We start from the raw sequence: 15,446 nt of genomic DNA on the forward strand, positions 1-15,446 counted from the left end.
GGCATGCCGCTAATCGATAGTGAACAAAGGAGCCAGGCGACAGATCCTTCCGAATCATTTATAGTCCAGGCTCCTGCCGGGTCAGGTAAAACAGAGATTCTTACCCAGCGTTTTTTACGCTTGTTAAGTACTGTTCAGTCTCCTGAACAAATTATCGCCTTGACTTTTACCCGCAAAGCGGCGAGTGAAATGCGGGAACGAATTGTTCAGGCATTACATAAGGCAACGTCAAATCAGCCAGCTGCCAGTGCCCATCAACAAAATACTTTAAATTTTGCAAAGCAAGCCTTACAGCGGAATGAGCAATATCAATGGGATTTACTTGAGCAACCCAATCGCTTAAAGATCATAACTATTGATTCATTGTGTCAAAGCATTAACCGGGCAATTCCTTTGTTGGAAAAACAGGTGGCTTACCCAGACATTTCAGCTACACCTGATTCTCATTATATTAGAGCCGCTCGTTGTTGTATCCAGTATGCTATTGCTACACCAGAGTACCAACAAGCAATTAAAACCTTACTTCTTCATGTTGATAATAAGCAGGAAAGATTAATCCAATTATTCCAGTCGCTTCTTAGTCAAAGAGATCAATGGCTGCCTACGCTGTTCCTGGCACGTGAACAAGAAAAATCCACTTTTGAACAAGCGTTACGCCTCATTGAACAGCATGAACTCTCTCGCCTAAGAAATAGCCTGCCATCAGGACTGGCTCAGGAGCTTGTGCTTTTGTCACGTGAACTAGCTGCTATAGAAAACAAACCTGATTCCCCACGATTTATATTAAGAGAATGGTATGAGTTTCAAAAATGCGATCAACAAATTGCCAGTGCTTTAAGCAAGTTACTATTAACTGGCGATAATCAATTGCGTAAATGTTTTGATCATCATGTGGGTTTAATTAAAAAGGATTGTACTCCAAATGAATTTAACAGGATAAAGACTTCGAGTGGCGAGTTACTTAGTAAACTCAAAGACTACCCAGATTTCCTGGATGCGCTACTTAAAGTTAATCAATTACCAATCCCTGAATACGACAAAGAGCAATGGGACGTTTTGCAAGCACTTTTTTTATTACTGCCTTTATTGGTTGGGCATTTACAAGTTTCATTCAGTGAACACAACGAAGTAGATTTCACTGCCATATCTCAACAAGCCCTCGCGGCTTTGGGTGATTTGGATAATCCAACTGATTTGGCACTCTATTTAGATCATTCAATTCATCACTTATTGGTAGATGAATTTCAGGATACCTCCATTACTCAGTTTGAGTTGCTTACAAAATTAGTCCAAGGCTGGGAACCAGGAGAAGGAAAAACTTTATTTCTGGTAGGTGATCCCATGCAATCCATCTACCGTTTCAGGCAAGCTGAAGTTGGATTGTTTTTTCAGGCCAAAAAACACGGCATAGGACCAGTTCATCTCAAATCATTGGAATTAAGCTGTAATTTCCGATCTACAGAAACAATAGTTAGCTGGGTAAACTATCATTTCAGTAAAATATTTTCTCAACAAGTTGATATTGAATCAGGGGCAGTATCCTTCCACCCTTCTGTTCATGTCATTGAGAACAATGAATCAAGTAGTATTCAAGCATTGCAATTTAAAAATCGTGAACACGAAGCAAAGCATTTGATTCAAATAATTAATAATGAATTAAACAGCAACCCCGAACAAACCATTGCAGTTTTAGTGCGGACAAGAACACAACTTCCTGCAATCATTAGCCTGCTTCGTCAAAATAATATTCCTTATCAAGGAACAGACATCGATTTATTAGCCAATTTAGTTCATTTGCGTGACGTCTGGTCACTCACTCATGCCCTGCTTTTTCCTGGAAATCGATTGTCCTGGTTATCAGTACTCCACAGCCCTTATGTTGGATTAGGATTATCTGATATCCATCGCATAGCCCAATATAATTCAAGAAAATCAATTTATCACAATTTGCTCCATTTAGATAAAATTCAGGATATAAGTGAAGAAGGCCGATTCCGAGCCAATTTTTTCATTCAAGTCATGAGCCAGGCTTTGTTATGTCGTTCACATAGTCGTCTATCCGATTGGATAGCAGATACCTTGAAAAATCTGCATGTGGAAAAAATTCTTGATAAAACTCAGTTAAACGATCTGGAGCAATTATGGGTGTTATTAGACCAGTATGAAAAAGAAGGTCGCATTCCTGACATGAACGAATTTTTAAACGAGTTCAATAAATTGTATGCCCAACAAACAGCTCCCTCCTGCTTGCAAATCATGACTATTCATAAATCTAAAGGATTGGAATTTGATACGGTCATACTCCCTGGCCTTGGCGCACAAACAAGCCGTGGTGATTCGCCCATGTTGCGCTGGCTTAACCTGCCTACACAGCACCATGGAAATCTATTGCTGGTATCCCCTATAAAAAGCGCGCAACAGGATAATTGCCCTTTGTATGATTACCTGGATCAATTGGATGAAGAAAAATCCGGATATGAAGCGCAAAGATTACTTTATGTTGCTGTTACCCGTGCAAAATCAAGATTATATTTACTTGATCATTCTACTAAATCCTATAAATCTTCCTTTCGACATTTATTAAAACACCAGGAATTTATTGCAGATCCTGACGAAGCCCAACATGAAGAACAAGAATTCCCTCTGCCGAAATTAGTCAAACTACCTATAGAGTATTATCAAAAACAGATTCCCAGTTTAGTTCAATCTCAAGAGAATTCATGCCCTGAGATATCTTCGGGTATTCCTCGGTTAATAGGCATTGTCTCCCATCAACTGTTACAATGGATTTGTAATAACCATCCTCAAACAATTAATCAGGTACCATGGAATTTGGTACATACTGAACTTAAACAATTAGGATTAAATCAGGAAGCGCAACAAACAGCCCTATCAATGATAAAAAGCCAAATTTCACAAATGTATCAAAATGAAATTGGCCTATGGATTTTATCCAGGCATGAAAATGAACAAAATGAATATGAACTTCTGGTTGAGCATCAAAATAAATTGGTTACCCGCATTATTGATCGCACTTTCATTGAAAAAAATACACAATGGATCATTGATTTTAAAACCGGGAAAGAAGACATGACTACCTTACAGCAACATCGCCAACAATTGAATGAGTATGGGTATTATCTGTCGAATTATACAGAACTCCAAATTCGGTGTGGATTGTATTATCTTGCAAATGGGCATTGGATTGATTGGCAATATGAAATGAGTGCTTAAAAACGCAGTAGCTGCAGGATCGTTCAATAAAATCAAAGGATATTAACTTAAGTTATTCACCTTACTCATCAGAAAGGCCATGCCAAGAAATATATCTCCTCTCATTTAGGTGCTATTAAATCAGTAAAAAGCAATTAATAATAATGGTACTAGTGATTAGCTGAGACCTAAGTTATCATTACCAATCTATTTTCAGACCAGGCTAAAAAAATGACTATTGAAGATACTGTAATTAAGTTAATTAACTCATTAAAGGATCCTTTGCTTGATCTTACTGGAAAAGAAATGAATCTACAGTACAAAATAACAACTAATGACCAGGCTATTCATATTACCTTGACTGCCGGATATCCTGCCTCTTTATTAGAAACGAGTTATAAACCAATAGTACAGAAAATAGTTCAAAATGAATTCCCTGATTACCAGATTAGTATTTCTATTCAACAATTCATCAAAGCACATAAAACTCAATTAACAGGCAAAGCCCTGCGCGGAGTAAAAAACACTATCGCAGTGGCCTCCGGTAAAGGAGGAGTTGGAAAATCCACTGTCACAGTAAATCTTGCAGCAGCATTAGCAAAACTGGGGGCTCGAGTCGGTATTTTAGATGCGGATATTTATGGGCCGAGCATACCATTAATGCTTGGTGAAACAAAACCTGTGCAGGTAAAAGATAATTGCTACATACCAGTTGAAGCCCATGGCATGCAAGCCATGTCTATTGGCTACTTGACGGATACAAACCAGGCGTTAATTTGGAGAGGGCCTATGCTCGCCAAGTCTTTAATCCAAATGTTAGACATCACTCTTTGGAATGAATTGGATTATTTATTCATTGATCTACCTCCTGGTACTGGGGATATTCAACTCACTTTGGTACAAAAAATTCCCTTAACCTCCGCTATTGTGGTTACTACCCCTCAAAATGTCGCAACTTTAGATGCCCAGAAGGCAATCACTATGTTTTCCAGAACAGGCATTGATGTACTTGGAGTAATAGAAAATATGTCCACCCATATTTGCAGTCATTGCGGTCATCAAGAAGCAATCTTTGGTAAAGGTGGTGCTGCTGCGCTATGTGACGCTTATCAATGTACATTATTAGGTCAATTGCCCCTGGACAGTCATGTGCGAAAACATTGCGATGAAGGGACTCCCACTGCAACACATTCATCAAATCAATTAACTGACACCTTTATTAAAACAGCGATGCGAACTGCAATTGAGCTCAGCAAAAAACCTATAAACTATGCTGACAAATTTCCAAGGATAGTTGTTGAATAGGAAGTAATAGCTTTTCTGCTATGTATTATTCCTTTCAGATGAGTATATAATACATAAAAACTGAGTTTACTACCTCAAAGATAAACAAGATCATAAAAACAAAAATAAAAGTGTCATGATTAGATTATTAATAATAACAATCAGTATATTATATTCGGGGCTTTCAATAGCCAAATCAAGTTACCAAATTGATTTAATACTCTTCGCACAACCGCAAAGCAGTGTTAAAAGCATGAAACTGGATTCAGCTGTTCCTCTAATTCCTGTCAGCCCAAATGCTATTGAGCTGCATTCGGATAATGATAAAAAACATATGCCTTATACTCTTCTACCTCGCTCGCAATCAACGTTAAGTGATCAACATTATCTTTTAAGTCGTAAATCCCAATTTCAAATCCTGGGTCATTACTCATGGAGACAACCAGCGAAAAGTAATAGTTTAGTTGCACTACCTAAAATCAATCATAATGGATGGCAAATTCAAGGTACACTCAAAGTACGTCAAAGTAATTACTATCTATTTGATGCAGATCTGCAATGTTTGTCCCCAGGCAATCAGGAGACTTCTTTTACTGTTTCCCAAAAGCAACGACTAAAAGGAAGCACCATTTATTACCTTGATCATCCTCAGTTAGGAATGTTAGTTAAAATTCATAAAATTGTTTGATAAATTACCATCCAGGCAGACAGGAAGTTACTTATAATTCGCACAAATATTTCTATGCTAACTTGGACTGAACAATTTTTGTTATTAATTCAGCGATTGCATTAAAACAAATATGTCTTGGAGTTCCTACTCGCCAAAATAACCCCAAGGTACGAGATGGTGCAGGATCCGAAAAAGGAATGCATTTTAAATGATTGGTTGAGGTAGTTAGTGTAGCCAAGGCAGGCAGTAAGGTCACTCCCATTCCAGCTTGTACCATTAATCTCAATGTTTCCAAACTAGTCGCGGTAAAATCTGCAATTTCATTGGCTTTCGCTGATTGACATACAGCCATGGCCTGATCCCTCAAACAATGCCCCTCTTCTAGTAACATAATAGGCTGATTATTTAAATCATTGATATTAACTGATTTGGCCTGTGCCAAAGGATGAGTATTTGCACAAGCAAAATAGAAGATTTCTTCATATAAAATTTGACATGAAAAACGTTGATCTATTGGAAGTGCCATAATAGCAGCATCCATATCTCCTTGTTCCAATTTAGTAATTAATCTATGAGTTTGCTCTTCTATTAGCCAAATTTTTAAACGGGGATACTTATTTTTAATTTCTGGCATTACCAAAGGCAACATATAAGGGGATACTGTAGGTATAACCCCCAAACGCAATTCACCTGAAAAAGGATCTTCTGACTGACGAGCAAGCTCTTTCATTTCATTAATCAAAATAAATATTTTTCGAGTTCGATCCAATAACTTGGAGCCTTGCTCTGTCAGTAAAACCTGTTTATTGGTTCGTTCAAATAATACAACACCTAACTCTTCTTCCAGTTTTTTTATTTGCATACTCAAAGTCGGCTGACTTACAAAACACCGTTTAGCAGCCTCACCAAAATGCTTTACATCAGCCAAGATGACGAAATAATGTAAATCTCTTAAATTCATAATTTCTCAATAATAAAAAAATCTATTTTGACATAGATTACAAGTCTGCAGTACAAAAAATCATTTTTCAAATTTTGCTAAATACATAAAAAATCATTGATTCGAGTGTAGATGTTGTCGTCACAAGATTCCTGCCCACAGGACAATGCATCTAATAGCAAATAGAATTCATCAAGAAATAAAAGGTATTGCAGATTATAAATTTACACAAACATAACAATGCTATATATTCCATCAATTTCAATATAATACATACTACTTTGAACAATTTATCAGCTATTAAGAATTCAAAAATCACCATTTGGTTGGTGGGAGTATTTTTTTTATTATTCCAATTCTTCTTGCAGTTATCTTCGGGGATCATTGTAGGAGCAATAATGCATGAAGAAAATATTTCCGCACTCAGCGCAGGACTTTTAAGTAGTGCCTTTTACTATGTCTATACTTCTTTTCAAATTCCTGTCGGCATTCTTTTTGATCGCTACAATACCCGATATTTGTTATCGGTCAATGCAGCTCTTTGTGCCATCGGATGTTTTGTATTTGCCTCGGGACATAATCTCCCGACTCTTTTCCTTGGGCGGTTAATTATTGGCGCTGGTTCAGCCTTTGCTTTTATTGGCTTAAGTCATTTATTACGTCAACATTTTCCCTTAAAACAATACGCTTTTATGATAGGCCTATCGGAAACCTTAGGATTCACTGTTACAGTATTAGGAATGATTGGCATGGGTTCTCTAATCAGCCATTTTGGATGGCGTTATTTTATTAACATAGCAGGAATTCTTGGATTCCTGATCGCCAGCTTATGCTGGTTATATATCCCCAATATCAAGCCAATCGCCACTTTTCCCCATCAATACAGACAACAAATTATCCCCATTCTAAAAAATAAATTAGCCTGGTTTAATGGCCTTTTTGTTTGTCTGGAATTCTCGGTAATTACTGTCTTTGGCGCCATGTGGGCAGTTCCTTTTTTACAATTAAAACTGGATTGCACTATCAAAACAGCCAGTATATTAACTTCAATGATCTTGCTAGGCGCTGGTTTAAGTTGTCCTTTATTGGGCCAGATTTCGGTACATCTTAACAAACGAAAACCTCTGATTCATGCTTCTTGTCTGTCCACTGCGTTGTTATTAATACTGGTTTTGTATTTACCAACTCAAAGTAAACTATTAATGGGTTTATTAATGTTTTCTATGGGATTAACTTGTGGTGCTTATATGTTAGCCTATTCCATTTCCAATGAATTGGCTCCCCCTGAATTCTTATCCACTTGTACTGGCTTCACCAATACCCTGGCAATGCTCTCTGCTCCCTTACTTCAACCACTGGTTGGATTTCTTTTAGATGTACTCAGTCACCACAAAAGCCAGTACAGCTTAGCTGACTACCAACTGGCTCTTTTGATTATTCCTTTTGCTATGCTATTGGCAAGCTTGTTTACTTGCCTCCTGCCAGAAAAATCCAATCAGACTATCCCAAATTAGTAACCGCTTGTACTGCTGATTCCTTAATTTGTTTAAAAGTCTGCTTGGATATAAAACAAAATCCTTTTGGGTTTTCTTCAGAAAAACCTGCAACAGTTAGAGGAACATCATTCTCTTGTTTTATGGTATTTACTAATTTTAATTTTAACCTGGGCAAACCCACGCTAAGTAAACATTGATTGTCGGTTAGGGTTTTAATGGAAACAAATTGGGACATTTTGACATTATTTCCTGAAGGATCCCGCCAACCTGCTACTGCAGCCCCTGTTGCATCCGCTTCCTTGAGATTTGCAGAATAAAATCCATTATCATTACTTAATCTACAAAAAATAGTGCTTACATCATGAGGTGAATTTTGATCCTTACTAAACCATAATTTGCTGAACCATGCTTTATTGCCTGTTACAAACTGCTCTTTATTACCTGCTCCTGTTTGCACGTGTCCATTCAATCGACTGGTCTGTACGGCTTGCAACTCCACACCAGGTCTTAGTACTTGTGTTTCAACATCCTTATTATCCTGTTTCAACATATCTACTTTGAAATTAAACCCTTTTTCATTCTCGACTTTCACTCCAAAAATCCAACTGTCATTGATCGGATTGTAGCGTAAAAATGAACGTCCAACTTGCCAGTTCAACTGAGTAGTGTTATCGATTTTTTCGCTGGCTTCATAAAAGAGGATTAACTGGTTGGTTTGACCGTCAATTAATGCGGTTTTAGCATAAAAATCGACACCTTGCCTTTGCATCTGAAAAAAATAGCCATATCGATCGCCACTCTCATTGGTGACCATACCTGTAAATACCCAACTTCCAACCGTTGGTTCAGTTGTTTGGACTGCTTTATCTTCTTCTGTCTCTTCCACAGCAAAAACGCTGCCACTTAAAAATAAAAACATGGACAATAGCAATAACCAAATTCGTTTTGGCATCATATTAGTAATAACCTTGTAATTGTTGATGTGACCAAAATGCTTCCCAAAAGGAATCATTCAACTTTGCTTCAACGGGTAAATAGTATAATTTATCTGAGCTAAATGAATAACATTTTACAGCATCCTTTTCTGTCATTATAACTGGTAGATCGATATCATTTAAATCATGAGGTTTAAATTGATAATGATCGGGATAAGAATATGGATGAAATTTTATACCTAATTGACTTAAAGTAGAATAGAATCGTTGCGGATTACCAATTCCTGCTACCGCAGCTACTTCAGAAGTAAACGAATCGGCACTAACTTCTTCTTGAGTTGACAGTTGAACTATGTTTTTAGGAATTAATTCCATAGTATATGTATTTTCCACAACACCTTGATTAACAATAACAAAATCAACTTGCTTTAATCGTGAATCAGGTTCTCTTAATGGCCCTGCAGGTAGACAAAAACCATTACCCAGTTTTCGCATCCCATCTATTACTGCAATCTCAATAGAGCGCCCCATTTTATAATGTTGCAATCCATCATCACTGATAATAATTTCTACCGAGTGCTTGTCTAAAAGGTACTTTACAGCTTCATTACGCTTAGGCGCAATAACCACTGGACAATTAATTTTCCTTGCCATCATGAGCGGCTCATCACCTACTAACTCAGCTGAGTCATTTAATTTTACTTCATACGGAAAATGCCTTATTGCTGCTTTGTAACCACGACTTACAATCCCTGTTTTCAAGCCTTTTTGCTGTAATTTTTTAGCAATTTCAATCACCAGAGGTGTCTTGCCTACCCCTCCTACAGTCACGTTTCCTACTACAATAATTGGTATAGGGTAAACCTGTTGGCAGAAACGCTGTAAATACCATCGCCTGGTTCGTATAACAATTCGGTATAACCAGGAAAATGGAACCAGTGCCCACTGTAAAAAATGGTTACCATACCATATCCTGTTTACAAAAAATGACATTAAGCTACCACTTCCTCATTAATTCTGCCAAATTGTTGCACTTTATATAGCTGAGCGTAATGACCATCCATATCAAGTAATTCTTGATGACTACCTTGTTCCACAATGCGGCCTTGTTGCAATACGACAATCTTGTGAGCATGCTTTATAGTCGACAATCGATGCGCAATAATTAAGGTAGTTCTGCCTTTCATCACTTGCTCCAAAGCTGCCTGAATATAATGCTCAGATTCACTATCCAAAGCTGAGGTGGCTTCATCGAGTATTAAAATTGGAGCATCTTTCAGAATTGCCCTGGCTATCGCTATTCTTTGTCTTTGCCCCCCAGACAACAACACTCCATTTTCTCCTACCCTGGTATCATAGCCATCAGGTAATTGATTAATGAATTCATCAGCATAGGCCAGTTTGGCCGCAGTAACGATTTGCTCTCGGCTCACATCAAAACGACCATAAGCTATGTTGTTCGCTAAAGTATCATTAAAAAGCGTCACGTTTTGGCTGACTAAAGACATCTGTTTACGTAAACTTTCCAAACTAAGCTGTTGAATAGGAATACCATCTAAAGTAATCATACCTTGACTCAATTCATAAAATCGAGGTAATAAACTGGCTATAGTCGTTTTACCACTTCCTGAATGCCCAACCAGTGCAACAGATGTTCCAGCTTCAATTACAAAATTGACATCATGTAAAATGTTTTGACCCTGTCGGTAAGCATAAAATACATGCTTAAACGCTATTTCACCCTGTACCTTTTCTTTTAATATCAAGCCATTATCTCTTTCCAAAGGCAAATCAAGCAAATTGAATACACTTTCTGCACCAGCTAGCCCTCTTTGTATGGTTGCGTTAAGAGTAGTCAGAGTTTTCATAGGTTTTATTAATTGCAACATGGCCGCAATAATTGCCAAAAAAGAACCGGCACTGATAGTAATAACCGTAGATAAATGAATTGCGGCCATAATAATCATTGCAATCCCAATAGCGATTACCAATTGGACACCTGAAACATTAATCGCCTTGCTTATGGCAACTTTCATATCATTTTTGCGAGAATACTCTGTTGCTTGATTAAATTTTGTTATTTCATATTTTTCACCACCAAAGATGCGAACCACTCGATAACCCTCGATTGCCTCACTGGCAATTTCTGTGACTTCGCCCATGGTTTTTTGAACTGTATGACTAATTCGTCTTACTCTTTTATTGGTATAATTAACAATTATTCCCACAAACGGAATAGTTAATAAAAACATTAAAGACAGCTGCCAACAAATAATCATCATAACGGTCAGTAAACCGATTACCAGACATATATTTTGAATAAAATCTGTTAAGGCATCCGCACTGACTTGCGCCACTTGCTCAACGTCATACAGAATTTTTGAAAGAAGTTGACCTGACGTGGCTTCATCGTAATAATCCGCGGGCAAGTGAATAATATGAGAAAATACGGTCTGCCTTAATACTTTAACTACGGAGCGAGCCACCCATGTCATACAATAACTGCCTAAAGAACTGACTAAGCCTCGCAGAGTAATACCGATTAAGACAATAAGCGGGATTTGTTTAACAAAATCCAGATCAATAGTAATAAAGCTTTTATCCAAAAAAAGCTTGGTCATATAGGTAAAACCAGCGTCAATGCCCGAATAAAGGATATTTGCCAGTACTCCTAATAATAAAACTGGCCAAAAAGGTTTTACGTAGCTTAATAAACGTTTGTATAACAGACGGGATTTAATAGGGAGGTTATTTTTCATTAATTTAGAAGTTAATCATGTGCGTAAATGTCACGAATTGTAACTCTTATTCTGATCAAGTGCCAATGTTCTATCATTAAGTCTATCTATTCCATAGTCAATTTTATTCTGGTATAGGCACAACGAAAACCAGCCTTTTGAACGTTCAAATCAGAAACTGTTCCCGGTTGAGTTGTCACTGTGGCAAATTCCAAACCATACTGCTTAGCCAGATTCAAACGAGTAAACAAGAGTTTTTTCTGCAGGCCCTTCCCTCGATAAACAGGTAATGTACTGGTAACACCTAAATCACAGACATCACCATGAATAGCTATTGTGGCACCAGCGACCAGATTACCATGATCATATGCTGCAAATGCTAAAACTCCCTTTGCACTGGCGTATTTGTAAAATTGTTCCTGAGCTTCAATAAAACCAAATCCGATAGCAACTCTTTTTGCCCATTCTTCCAACTCAGATTGTTTCACTTCTCTTACAGTAAAAACATCATCCTCTGAGTTAGGAGCGAGATGATAATTCTTTAAATCAAGAACTGAAACATTATTCAATTCGGTTATACTGTAACCTCGTTGGCTTAGAAAATTGATTAAATGGTTTCCTACAAAAGGGCATAGCTCAATATCAACACGATGATGGCCTATCGATTTATAAAAACTTTCTATAGCTTCTATTTCAGCTTTGTATTGATTAGGTTCTGTTTTAAATCCCCAGCCTACTACCTGAGATAGAAATGAGTCAAAACCAGAAAAGCAAGCTGCCCCACCATTAATTTCCAGAATTCTTCCTTGAGCGTACTGTTTTGTCACCTCGATGTGACTCTGCTTGATACACCCTTCCATGAGAGCGGTTAATTCCTTCGTAATATACATCAATTTTCTCACCACCAGGATCAGATTACATTTAAACCCGAAACAATATCGTTAATCAATTCCGGTCCCTTATAAACTAAACCACTGTATATTTGCAGCAAAGAAGCTCCTGCATTAATCTTGTCTTTGGCACTCGCCAAACTGTCGATACCACCCACGCCTATCAATGTCACATCATTCCCAACGTATTGCTTCAATAAACGCAAGCAGCGAGTAGATAATTCTGTCAGTGGTCTACCACTTAATCCTCCTTGCTCTTCAGAATAAGGCAAGTTTCTTACCAACTCTCGGGAACAAGTGGTATTCGTTGCGATAATTCCTTCGATTCCGTACTGTAAAATAATTTCTGTCATTTGTTTTAATGTTTCATCGGTTTCATCTGGAGATACTTTGACCACTAAAGGCACATGACGCCCGTATTGATCTGCTAACTTTAACTGTTCTTTTTGTAACCGAGCGAGTAATCCGGCAAAATAATCTCCTTGTTGTAGCTGGCGCAAATCAGGGGTGTTGGGAGATGAAATATTGATAGTGACGTATGAAGCATGCTCATACACTTTACGAAAACAATACAGGTAGTCATCTGCGGCTTGATTTAAATTAGTCTCTTTATTTTTTCCAATATTTATCCCTAATATTCCTTTATATTTCGCACTTTTTACATTGTCTACCAGTACATCAACTCCCAAATTATTAAAACCCATCCTGTTGATAATTGCGTTTGCTTCTTTGATACGAAAAAGCCTTGGTTTCGGATTACCTGTTTGTGCCTTAGGGGTTACCGTCCCTAACTCAATAAATGAAAAACCCAATTTAGCCAATGCATCCAAATGTTCACCATTTTTATCTAAACCAGCTGCCAAACCAACTTGATGAGGGAAGACAAACCCCATAGCGCGAATAGGTTGACCAGCCGTTTGTCGAAAACAAAAATCAGGTAGGTAGTGCAATAAGGATAATGTCAATGAATGGGCTTTTTCTGCATCCAATCTGAAAAGTAAAGGGCGCAGTAGTGAATACATAAAACTACTCCTAAAGCAGGGAGAATCATTAATAAAGAATTGAGATATGATAACATTTTTCGTGATGATTTTCGTACTGATTGCTAATTGAAGTGAAATAAAATTAACTCTGATAACTCTTTCTGCTTATGCTTTGGGAAATAGGGAAACCCAATCTTCATTAAAATAGCAAATGAACATTGGGAAACATAACCAAGCCTATTCTGAGGATAAACTTCTTTCCTTACTAAAAGAGAAAATTATAACTGTATCTCTTTATAACTGGTCTAATCATAACAAATTAGAATCTTAAACCACAAAAACTGTATTCCTCAGTTGTATTAAAAGTTTCGCCTTTAATACTATCATCACTTTTTGATAGTTTTGCGATCCCTGATTTTTGTTCATTTAAATCAGTATTAGTAACTTCCTCATTGAGATTCAATTTATCTTTTTTTAATCCATTTAAAATTTTTTGATGAGAAATTTGGCCTTCGCACTGCTTCTCCATCAAATCTCTGATTATTGGCTTGACAGGATGACCTTGTACCTGATTATCAGATAAAAAATAAGTCGCCAAGGTGGTAGCAAACGCACCTGTAGCAAAGCCTCCCAATGCAAACATAAGCGCAGTAAAAGCGGGTAATGCAAAAATTCCGGATAATGCAATTGATAATGGAACCAATACGATTGCAAGAGTCATTCCTAACAGAAATACAGGAATTATAGAGAGGGAAACAACAAAATCTGTAGCTAACCATCCCAATAAAGCAGTCGATCCTGAACTAACAAGGGAAGTCAAACCTAAACCACCCCAAAACTTCATGAAACCATGTTGTTTCCCAGGAAGATAATCCTTATTCTGTTGAGATAAAATCTTCCCACCCTCCAAACAGTCAGATTGACATTGCAAATCATCATGACTTACCAGTAACTCGGATTTATCTTTTTTTAATTCGTTACTCAGGCCATTTCCAGTATTATTTTGCGCCAAACCGTAATTATTTTTTAAACGATGTGCAAATGTCGCCGCTGCTCCTCCAAGAATCAACCCTGATACAATGAGTAATAAACCAGGTAAAATAACTGGTGAAGTCAGCACAGCCGGGGCAGCGCTCATTAGGAGCATGAATCCTATATAAAACCCCAAACTAAAGGAGTCAACGATAACTGCTGCTAAAGTCATCCCCGATGCCAGCCATAAGATAATTGCTGCTACCCCAGTACTTAACAACGCAGCAATAACATGAGACCTTAAGGAAGGTGTGAACTCACTTTCTTTCTTATTTGATACTGCCATTTTTCCTCCCTGTATACCAATCGCGTTTCAATCAAACAACACATTGTTGCGCCCAAACCCTGAGCATTGCATTACCTGATTTATGCAAATGAAAAGCAACTTCCCTAACCTCTACACCATAATTTTCCTGTTGCAGACCCAATAAAACCGGCCCTAGAAACTGTGAAGTTTTGCCCTCCCTATCAATTAGCGGAAAAATTCTCACTTCCTTGGCTACTCTTGCCAATTCGCGAATTGCAATCAAGTGAAAATCAACAGTTTGATCTTCAAGATCCGCAAAAAAATAATGGGAACTCAGAGCAAAATCAAAGGTAAAATCAGCGAATGGTAAATGATAATCAGTAACACCCAGATATCTTCCATCAGCCTTACCTTGTTCATAATCCGCAAAAAACTGCTTCATTCCCTCTTGTCTTTCCTGAAGCAACTTGTCTAAATTACCATTACGGCTAAAATCAAATTGATCCTGATGCTGCCTTACCTCTTCAGCCATACTCGCAAAAATCATTTTTGCTTTGGCAAGTAGCGTATCCTTATCCAATACGAATAAAGGATCGCAGCTCACTGCTCTTTTTTTATTCACTTGCGTTTGCTGGTAATTAACTGCACTTGGACCGCAACCGTATTCCAATAGGCGTGAATCCTTGACTCCTTGGGGCAAATCAAACATCTCTCGATAGTCTTCAAGTCCATGCCCCCATAGTACCAGTTTTCTCATTAGAAATACTCCTCTTCTAAATCCATTTGGATTACACTTTGGCTAAAGATTAGGTGATTTTTTTACCCAGGTAAAGAATCATTTTAGCTACTGTCCTGAGTAAAGGTTTTTTGAGATAAAAATTTACAGATGCTTACGCACTCCCCCATCTCTTTGTTAAAAAATATTTTTCATGCGGTCATTTGGTTTATCTAAGCTCCTCATTAAAAACATTTTTTGCCTCACCCTTAGGGTTTTGCATTCAAATTAAAAAGTGGAGAA

General features: G+C 37.6%; 12 protein-coding genes. 4 read left to right on the forward strand and 8 right to left on the reverse strand.

Features of this window, described 5'->3' with window-relative positions; genetic code table 11:
• The first annotated feature begins 3 nt into the window (after positions 1 to 3).
• The 3 genes from EL201_RS09275 (at position 4) to EL201_RS09285 (ending at position 5,185) form a co-directional block, all read left to right on the forward strand.
• Entirely contained in the window at positions 4 to 3,234 is a 3,231-nt protein-coding gene (locus EL201_RS09275) for a UvrD-helicase domain-containing protein (RefSeq protein WP_027221996.1), read from the forward strand.
• A gap of 210 nt (positions 3,235 to 3,444) precedes the next feature.
• Complete coding sequence (gene apbC / locus EL201_RS09280; RefSeq protein WP_027221997.1) at positions 3,445 to 4,518, forward strand: iron-sulfur cluster carrier protein ApbC; 1,074 nt, start codon at positions 3,445 to 3,447, stop codon at positions 4,516 to 4,518.
• Between the two features lie 115 nt (positions 4,519 to 4,633).
• Entirely contained in the window at positions 4,634 to 5,185 is a 552-nt protein-coding gene (locus EL201_RS09285) for a CsiV family protein (RefSeq protein ID WP_027221998.1), read from the forward strand.
• A 52-nt stretch (positions 5,186 to 5,237) separates the two neighbouring features.
• Here the strand turns inward: EL201_RS09285 and EL201_RS09290 are convergent, their stop codons facing one another.
• On the reverse strand, positions 5,238 to 6,128 hold the full coding sequence (locus EL201_RS09290; RefSeq protein ID WP_027221999.1) for a LysR substrate-binding domain-containing protein: 891 nt from the start codon (positions 6,126 to 6,128) through the stop codon (positions 5,238 to 5,240).
• A 308-nt stretch (positions 6,129 to 6,436) separates the two neighbouring features.
• Between EL201_RS09290 and EL201_RS09295 the strand changes: the two genes are divergently transcribed.
• Positions 6,437 to 7,621, forward strand: coding sequence for an MFS transporter (locus EL201_RS09295; RefSeq protein WP_331708819.1), 1,185 nt, complete (start codon positions 6,437 to 6,439; stop codon positions 7,619 to 7,621).
• Here the strand turns inward: EL201_RS09295 and EL201_RS09300 are convergent.
• The 7 genes from EL201_RS09300 to EL201_RS09330 form a co-directional block, all read right to left on the reverse strand.
• Positions 7,608 to 8,558, reverse strand: a complete 951-nt coding sequence (locus EL201_RS09300; RefSeq protein WP_027222001.1) for a hypothetical protein — start codon at positions 8,556 to 8,558, stop codon at positions 7,608 to 7,610. The genes EL201_RS09295 and EL201_RS09300 overlap by 14 nt on opposite strands.
• Before the next feature lies 1 nt (position 8,559).
• On the reverse strand, positions 8,560 to 9,531 hold the full coding sequence (gene lpxK, locus EL201_RS09305) for a tetraacyldisaccharide 4'-kinase (protein ID WP_027222002.1): 972 nt from the start codon (positions 9,529 to 9,531) through the stop codon (positions 8,560 to 8,562).
• Complete coding sequence (gene msbA / locus EL201_RS09310) at positions 9,531 to 11,297, reverse strand: lipid A export permease/ATP-binding protein MsbA (protein WP_027222003.1); 1,767 nt, start codon at positions 11,295 to 11,297, stop codon at positions 9,531 to 9,533. Before msbA ends, lpxK begins: the two co-directional genes overlap by 1 nt.
• 86 nt (positions 11,298 to 11,383) lie before the next feature.
• On the reverse strand, positions 11,384 to 12,166 hold the full coding sequence (locus tag EL201_RS09315; RefSeq protein ID WP_027222004.1) for a GNAT family N-acetyltransferase: 783 nt from the start codon (positions 12,164 to 12,166) through the stop codon (positions 11,384 to 11,386).
• 20 nt (positions 12,167 to 12,186) lie between these two features.
• Positions 12,187 to 13,188: a quinone-dependent dihydroorotate dehydrogenase gene (locus EL201_RS09320; protein ID WP_027222005.1), complete on the reverse strand. Its 1,002-nt coding sequence runs from the start codon at positions 13,186 to 13,188 to the stop codon at positions 12,187 to 12,189.
• A gap of 280 nt (positions 13,189 to 13,468) precedes the next feature.
• On the reverse strand, positions 13,469 to 14,467 hold the full coding sequence (locus EL201_RS09325) for a hypothetical protein (RefSeq protein WP_027222006.1): 999 nt from the start codon (positions 14,465 to 14,467) through the stop codon (positions 13,469 to 13,471).
• A gap of 31 nt (positions 14,468 to 14,498) precedes the next feature.
• On the reverse strand, positions 14,499 to 15,185 hold the full coding sequence (locus EL201_RS09330) for a class I SAM-dependent methyltransferase (protein WP_027222007.1): 687 nt from the start codon (positions 15,183 to 15,185) through the stop codon (positions 14,499 to 14,501).
• Between the last annotated feature and the right edge of the window lie 261 nt (positions 15,186 to 15,446).

The sequence above is a fragment of the Legionella pneumophila subsp. pascullei genome (genome assembly GCF_900637585.1).
Lineage (GTDB): Bacteria > Pseudomonadota > Gammaproteobacteria > Legionellales > Legionellaceae > Legionella > Legionella pascullei.